General features: G+C 40.7%; 8 protein-coding genes and 1 pseudogene. All 9 read left to right on the top strand.

The features are described from left to right. A pseudogene (locus tag ACEW8S_RS05885) lies at window positions 1-637 on the top strand (hypothetical protein); the annotation flags it as partial. 26 nt (window positions 638-663) lie between these two features. Next, window positions 664-1,662: a hypothetical protein gene (locus tag ACEW8S_RS05880; RefSeq protein WP_373517247.1), complete on the top strand. Its 999-nt coding sequence runs from the start codon at window positions 664-666 to the stop codon at window positions 1,660-1,662. Between the two features lie 2 nt (window positions 1,663-1,664). Next, window positions 1,665-2,696 (top strand): dTDP-glucose 4,6-dehydratase, encoded by a 1,032-nt coding sequence (gene rfbB / locus ACEW8S_RS05875; RefSeq protein WP_373517246.1) that lies wholly within the window; start codon window positions 1,665-1,667, stop codon window positions 2,694-2,696. Window positions 2,697-2,739: 43 nt separating this feature from the next. Then, window positions 2,740-3,597 carry a glucose-1-phosphate thymidylyltransferase RfbA gene (gene rfbA / locus ACEW8S_RS05870; protein WP_373517248.1) on the top strand — a complete coding sequence of 286 codons (858 nt, stop codon included), beginning with the start codon at window positions 2,740-2,742 and terminating at the stop codon, window positions 3,595-3,597. Window positions 3,598-3,731: 134 nt separating this feature from the next. Then, window positions 3,732-4,277 carry a dTDP-4-dehydrorhamnose 3,5-epimerase gene (rfbC, locus tag ACEW8S_RS05865; RefSeq protein ID WP_373517245.1) on the top strand — a complete coding sequence of 182 codons (546 nt, stop codon included), beginning with the start codon at window positions 3,732-3,734 and terminating at the stop codon, window positions 4,275-4,277. Continuing rightward, entirely contained in the window at window positions 4,274-5,059 is a 786-nt protein-coding gene (rfbD, locus tag ACEW8S_RS05860) for a dTDP-4-dehydrorhamnose reductase (protein ID WP_373517244.1), read from the top strand. The genes rfbC and rfbD overlap by 4 nt, the downstream gene beginning before the upstream one ends. A 59-nt stretch (window positions 5,060-5,118) precedes the next feature. Continuing rightward, the gene (gene wecB / locus ACEW8S_RS05855; protein ID WP_373517243.1) at window positions 5,119-6,195 is read left to right on the top strand and encodes a non-hydrolyzing UDP-N-acetylglucosamine 2-epimerase; all 1,077 of its coding nucleotides are present in this window, start codon (window positions 5,119-5,121) and stop codon (window positions 6,193-6,195) included. A gap of 1 nt (window position 6,196) precedes the next feature. Then, window positions 6,197-7,408 (top strand): UDP-N-acetyl-D-mannosamine dehydrogenase, encoded by a 1,212-nt coding sequence (gene wecC / locus ACEW8S_RS05850; RefSeq protein WP_373517242.1) that lies wholly within the window; start codon window positions 6,197-6,199, stop codon window positions 7,406-7,408. 264 nt (window positions 7,409-7,672) lie between these two features. Next, window positions 7,673-7,941 (top strand): polysaccharide biosynthesis protein (locus ACEW8S_RS05845; RefSeq protein ID WP_373517241.1); only part of this gene is annotated, 269 nt, incomplete at its 3' end.

The following is a 7,941-nucleotide window of genomic DNA, read 5'->3' as shown; positions in this document are numbered from 1 at the left end:
GATGGGAAAGGATGCCTGCTGCTACGAACTGTCAAAAGACGTTCCCGATGCCGAAAAACCTGTTATATTTGTAATGGATTACGCTTTTGGCGAGCAGGCCTACGAAACCATCGACGAGCTTTTAAAGCCTTACAAAGAAGGTAAGAAAAAGGAAGTTTTTTTGGATGTAGCCTCGATTTCGATTATGGGCAAAGCCGGTATTCTCGATGGGGGAAAAGGCGATCTGATGATACCATCAGCTCATATTTTCGAAGGAACTGCCGATAATTATCCCTTTAAGAACGAACTTTGCGCCGAAGATTTTAAAGGGCATGGATTAAAAGTTTTCGAAGGCACCATGGTCACGGTCTTGGGCACCTCTTTGCAGAACAAGGATATATTGAAGTTTTTCCAACAGAGCACCTGGAACGTTATCGGCCTTGAAATGGAAGGGGTGCATTACCAAAAAGCCGTGCAATCGGCCTCGAAGATACGCAAGAGCATACGCGAAGATGTAAAAGTGAGATATGCCTATTATGCTTCGGACAACCCACTGGTCACAGGCAGCACTTTAGCTTCTGGGGGGCTGGGAACGACCGGCGTGAAGCCTACCTATTTGATAACGGACAAGATATTAACGCAGATTTTTCATTCATAGCAACCACAGTTCATAGCAACCAAAAAATGGCAGATAATAAACCGGTGAATTCACGACCTGATTCTGATGAGATAGATTTGGGGCAATTGTTTAGGATGATCGGTAGGGGGTTCAATAGTCTTTTTAGAGGTTTCCTTACGATATATCTATATTTCAAGACCAACTTTTGGAAACTGGCCATACTTGTCTTTATTGGTTTGGCAATAGGCTATGGATTAAAGTTCTTGATTTCGGACAAGCTAAAGACCGAGGTTATCGTAATGCCCAATTTCGATAGCAAAGACTATCTCTACAATGTGGTGGAGGAAATCGATGCTAATTTAAAATCAAAGGACACCGTTTTTTTTAAGGAGTTGGGTATTGTGATATCCGAACTGAAAAGCCTAGAAATTGAAATTGAACCTATAAAGGAGGAAATTGAGGAAGTAGATCGGGAAGAAAATTTGAAGTATTTAGAGGTCTTACAGAATTTTCAAGACGATACCTTTATTGCGGATGTGGTAAAGACTGAGATCCTAAAAAAGAGTGGAATCAATCATAGGATAACCTTTTATTACAAAAATGATCTGGCCGGTAGGGAAGCGACCAGGCGTTTGATGGAATATATCAACGACAACGAGTTTTTCAATGAATTACAGCAAATCTATAACCAGAACGCTCTGGTCAAAATAGAAAGAAATCAAGAACTTATCAGACAGATAGATGCACTTATCGATGGCTACACCAAAAATATATCCCGAGGAAAAAGCATAGACCAAGGTACCGTGGTGTTGGAGAACGAAAAAAGTTTGGAAGTGCCTAGTCTTTTATCTTTGAAAAACAAGTTGGTAAAGGAAATTGAGCGCGCAAAGTTGGAGATAGCGGAACAAAAACATACGATTAGGATTATCAACTTCGGAAAGAATCAAAAAGTAAAGGTGCCCGTTTACAGCCAAGGTATATTGGTAATCCCATTTATACTGGTGTTTATTTTTGTAATGGGTACGTTTTTCAAATATTTAAATAAGAAATCAAAGGAGCTTTAAGTATGCCCGATAATTCCAACAATTTGAATACAACTCTCATAACCGGTGGTGCAGGCTTTATTGGAAGTAATTTTATTCCTTTCTTTTTGGAAAAGTATTCCGATACTCACGTCGTTAATTTGGACAAGCTTACGTATGCGGGTAACCTTGAGCATCTTAAGGAAATAGAAAATAACAATCGGTACACTTTCTTGGAAGGAGATATTTGCGATGCGGATTTGATTACCACAATTTTTGAAAAGCACTCCATTGGTTCGGTCATACATTTTGCAGCGGAGTCGCATGTTGATAACTCAATAGCTAGCCCAGACGCTTTCATCCAAACAAATATTCATGGAACTTTTACACTCCTTGAGGGGGCAAAAAAATATTGGCTCGAAGCGCCGAACCGTCCAAAAAAAAGTTTCAAGGCCGCACGTTTCCACCATATCTCTACCGATGAGGTCTATGGTAGCTTGGGTCATGAGGGTTATTTTACCGAAGAAACACCATATGCGCCCAATAGTCCATATAGCGCATCAAAAGCTGCTTCCGATTTTTTGGTGCGGAGCTATTATCATACGTATGGGTTGAACGTGGTCACAAGTAATTGTTCGAATAATTATGGCCCCAAGCAGCACAACGAAAAGTTGATACCGACCATTATCAGAAAAGCCTTGGCGGGTGAAAAAATTCCTATTTATGGTGATGGAAAGAATATACGGGATTGGTTATATGTGCTTGATCATTGTAAAGGAATTGACCTTGTTTTTAACCAAGGGAAAACTGGCGAAACCTATGCCATAGGAGGAGACAATGAACACAACAATTTGGATATCGTCCGGACGATTTGCGGTATTCTAGATGAGCTTTATCCTAAAAAAACAGGAAGCTACAAAGAACAGATTGCCTTTGTAGAAGATCGTTTAGGTCATGATATGCGCTATGCCATTGATGCCAGTAAAATTAAAAATAAGCTAGGTTGGCAAGCTGAAACCAATTTCGAAACTGGACTTCGGAAGACGGTTTTATGGTATATTGAACAAAGTAAGTAGCTCCGAAATTTGGGGCGCACTTGAACTTGAACTTGATTTTGAAATGAAGGGAATCATATTGGCAGGAGGCTCTGGAACACGCTTGCATCCGCTTACATTGGCGGTGAGCAAACAGCTGATGCCTATCTACGATAAACCGATGATTTACTATCCGTTGACGACCCTTATGTTGGCCGATATACGGGAAATATTGATTATCACGACCCCGAATGACCTGCCCTTGTTCAAAAAATTGTTGAAAGACGGGAGTCAACTAGGCTGTAGTTTCGAATATGCGGTTCAAGAAAAACCGAATGGTCTCGCCGAAGCCTTTATTATCGCCGAAAAGTTTATAGGAACTGAAAAGGTAGCCTTGATATTGGGTGATAATATTTTCTACGGATCCGGACTAGCAAGAATTTTACAGGAAAATAATAATCCCGATGGGGGCATCATATACGGTTATCATGTTCATGACCCTCAACGATACGGTGTTGTTGAATTCGATAAGACAGGCAAGGCCATATCGATAGAAGAAAAACCCGAGGACCCGAAATCTAATTTCGCCGTACCGGGCATCTATTTTTATGATAACGAAGTTGTGGAAATCGCAAAGCATATCAGGCCCAGTAAAAGGGGGGAGCTAGAAATCACCGATGTTAACCGGGCCTATTTGCGAAAAGACAAATTGAAGGTGAGTATTTTAGGTCGGGGTATTGCCTGGTTGGATACAGGTACTTTTGCTTCGTTGATGCAGGCTTCCCAATTTGTCGCTGTTATCGAAGAACGGCAAGGCCTGAAAATCGGCTCTATTGAAGAAGTCGCATACATTATGGGTTATATCGATAAGGCTCAGTTGCATAAATTGGCCCGACCGCTATTAAAAAGCGGATATGGAACCTATTTGATGCAATTGAAATGAAATGCCAATATATAAGGTTTGACAGTCCTCGTTGCACCTTCCCTTCTTGCTCTGTCAGTAGGTTTTCGAATTTAGCGGTTAAAATACCCACAACGAGCAGCTAACTATCACAAATAAATAAAATCCTAAAACCTGTGCTTATAACCGAAATCCACCTGAAAGGCTGCTACGTCTTAGAACCAAAGATATTCGAAGATGAGCGCGGAATATTCTTTGAATCCTATAAAAAAAATGAATTTGAGCAGGTAACAGGGCACAGCATAGATTTTGTGCAGCACAATCAATCCATCTCAAAACGAGGTGTCTTAAGAGGCCTTCATCTTCAAACAGGTGAACACGCCCAATCAAAGCTAATAACCGTGATCATGGGCGAAGTATTGGACGTGGTAGTGGATTTTAGAAAAGACAGCAAAACCTTCGGGCAACATTATAAACTCAAATTGTCTGGGTCAAATAAAAAATCAATTTTTATACCAAAAGGTATGGCGCATGGTTTTCTGACTTTAAGCGAAGAAGCTATTTTTGCCTATAATTGTGATGATTATTACCATCCGGAATCGGAAAGCGGCATATTGTATTCCGATGATGCCCTGAACATCGATTGGGAATTTCCCAAGGAGGAACTCATTCTTTCCGAAAAAGATAAAAATTTGCCAACACTGAAAGAGATTTACCCATGACCCGCATATTGGTAACCGGCGCAAACGGACAATTGGGCCAAAGCATCCAAAGAATTGCTTCGAACTATCCTGCACTCGAGTTTTTTTTCAAAAACTCCAAGGATATGGACATTACTGATACCCAAAACGTAGCCGAAATCTTTGAAAATGGGCATTATCATTATTGCATAAATTGTGCCGCATACACAAATGTCGAACAGGCAGAGAGTGAGCAGAAAAAAGCATTTGCAGTCAATGCGGAAGGTGTACGGAACATTGCGGAGAATTGTTTTAAAAATGACGTAACGTTAATTCATATTTCAACGGATTATGTCTTTGACGGCGAGAAAAAGGAACCGTATACGATTAACGATAAGCCCAACCCTATCAATGTGTACGGGGCATCGAAATTAAAAGGTGAACAATATATCAGGGAGATTCCCGGACGCTATTTTATAATCAGAACTTCTTGGCTTTATTCAGAATTTGGGAATAACTTTTATAAGACGATTCTAAAAAAAACAAAGACGGACAAAGTTTTGCGGGTTACCGACAAGCAGAAAGGCTGCCCCACCCACGCCAAGAACTTGGCAAATTTTGTTTTAGGTCTGATTGATTCTAGAAGTACGCATTACGGACTACATCATTTTACCGATGGGGAGGCGATGACCTGGTACGGTTTTGCAAAGCGGATACTCGCCGAAAATGGCCTAGAGAACAGCCTGCGTCTCAAGAAAGCAAAGAATTATCGTACTTTTGCCCGACGGCCCAAAAACAGTGTTTTAGCTACGAGCTATAATTGACCCAGAATATGTTAAGGAAAAATCTGATCATTTTTGGAACAAGGCCTGAAGCCATTAAAATGGCACCCTTAATCAAGGAGTTTAATAAATCTCCCGAAAAGTTTGATACTCGTGTATGTGTTACCGCCCAGCATCGGGAGATGCTTGACCAAGTACTTTCATTCTTTGAGATTACCCCCGAGTATGATCTTGATTTGATGAAGCCGAACCAAAACCTGTTTACCTTGACCTCCGACATTATCATAGGACTAAGGCCGGTTCTTGAGGATTTCTCTCCTGATTACGTTTATATTCACGGGGATACCACCACAACCATGGCCGCCAGTCTGGCTGCATTTTACACTGGTGCAACGGTTTGTCATGTAGAGGCGGGGCTTCGTACTTTCAATAAGAAATCGCCTTTTCCCGAAGAAATGAACCGATGTGTGACAAGTGTTGTCGCCGATATCCATTTTGCCCCAACCAAAACATCGGAAGAAAATTTACTGAAAGAGAACAAGTTACCTGAATCAGTAATTGTTACGGGAAACACTGTAATCGACGCCCTAAGGTTAAGTGTCGATAAGGTTACATCGCCAGAATTTAAACACAAAGAAATCGAGTCGATAAAAAAAATTCTACGGCCGAACAGGAAATTAATACTCGTTACCGGTCATCGAAGGGAAAATCACGGACAGGGCTTTATCGATATTTGCAAGGCATTAAAAACAATTGCAAAGAACCATCCCGATGTTGAAATTATTTATCCGGTTCATTTAAACCCCAATGTGCAAAAACCGGTTTACGAACTATTAGATGACATAAAAAATATACACTTGATAGCACCCTTGTCCTATCCCTCTTTTGTATGGCTTATGCATAAGTCATATTTGATTATAACCGATAGTGGCGGAATACAGGAAGAGGCACCAAGCCTAGGTAAACCTGTATTGGTTCTGCGCGATACTACGGAGCGGCCCGAGGCGGTCGCTTCGGGAACCGTATTATTGGTTGGAACTGATGTTGATAAAATCACATCGGAAACCCAAAAATTACTGACGGATCAACAGCATTACAAGGAAATGAGTTCACGGCATAATCCATATGGAGATGGAACTGCCTGTGCAAAAATCGTAGAATTCATAGATAAGCTATAACATGAAAAACGAAAAAGTGGTCATGATGGGCCTCGGATATATCGGCCTTCCCACGGCGGCATTGATAGCTCAGACCGGAAGGAAAGTTCACGGGGTAGATGTCAACCAAAGTATAGTGGACACCATTAATGCGGGCAAAATCCATATTATGGAGCCCTCTCTGGGCGAAGCGGTCTCCCAGGCAGTCGCAAATGGTTTTTTAGAAGCTTCCACCGTTCCCACGGAGGCCAAAACGTATCTTATTGTTGTTCCCACTCCTTTTAAGGGAAAAAATGAACCTGATATTTCATTTGTGGAAGCGGCTACCAGAGCGATTCTTCCATTTTTAAAAAATGGAGACCTCTACATCATCGAATCGACATCGCCAATAGGTACTACCGAGGCAATGATGCGTTTGATTTATAGTGAACGACCCGAACTACAGAACAAATTGCACATCGCCTATTGTCCTGAAAGAGTTTTACCGGGCAATGTAATGTACGAATTAGTCCATAATGATAGGGTGATTGGGGGAATAGATTCGACATCTACCAAAAAGGCGGTAGATTTCTATAAGAATTTTGTAAAAGGGGCATTGCATGAAACGAACGCAAAAACGGCGGAAATGTGCAAATTGGTGGAAAACTCTTCCAGGGACGTTCAAATAGCATTTGCTAACGAACTCTCGCTTATTTGCGACAAGGCTGACATTAACGTCTGGGAACTTATTGATTTGGCCAATAAACACCCTCGGGTCAACATTCTTAGACCAGGATGTGGCGTGGGAGGCCATTGCATTGCCGTCGACCCTTACTTTATCGTGTCCGACTATCCGTTGGAATCCAAAATTATCGGTACCGCACGCGAGATAAATAATTATAAATCTTTTTGGTGCGCCGAGAAAATACAAACGGCTAAATTGCAATTTGAGCTGAATCATGGCAGAAAGCCAAAAATTGCCATTATGGGATTGGCCTTCAAACCGGACATTGACGATTTGAGGGAGTCTCCTGCAAAATATATTGCTCAGAAAGTGTTGCAAAATTCTAATAACGAAGAGTATTTTATCGTGGAACCCAATTTAAGTTCACATCATGTTTTTAAACTAACACCTTATAAGAAGGCTATCGAAAAGGCCGATATCCTAGTATATTTGGTGGGCCACAAGGAGTTTAAAGAAATAAAGCCCGATACGAAAAAAATCGTATTGGACTTCTGTGGGGTTTTGAATTAGCTTCTAAAATTGGTTGTAGAGGATGGCAGAAGGCTTCTAGCCTATACTTTTTTAAACCTAAAGATTTATCCTACAGATTTCAGATTAATCGGTTGGGGATTCTTAATTTTGATTTTGTTGAATTTTCTATTTGAAAGTATGATGAGCAAATATATGGGAATTTCATTCTTTGCTCTTTTTTATTCTTTGTTCATCCCTCACAAAAAGGAAAATTACACTCAAGAAAGCCTGCTTTAGCCTACGAGTAGTATATATGATTAGTTTATGTTGAATATTTTACAACTTATCGGTAGAGATCAAGAACTTTTTTCCGACGACCTTAAGAAACATGAAGATGAACTTAAATCAACAGTAGCTTCTTCATCTTTTTTGGTCATTGGAGGTGCAGGGTCTATCGGCCAGGCTGTAACCAAGGAAATTTTTAAAAGAAATCCTTTGAAGCTTCATGTAGTGGACCTAAGCGAGAACAATCTTGTTGAATTGGTAAGGGATATTCGAAGTTCATATGGTTATATCGATGGTGATTTCCAGAC

Source organism: Pricia sp. (genome assembly GCF_041745955.1).
In the GTDB taxonomy this organism is placed as follows: domain Bacteria; phylum Bacteroidota; class Bacteroidia; order Flavobacteriales; family Flavobacteriaceae; genus Pricia.
This window is presented reverse-complemented; position numbering and strand designations above follow the sequence as displayed.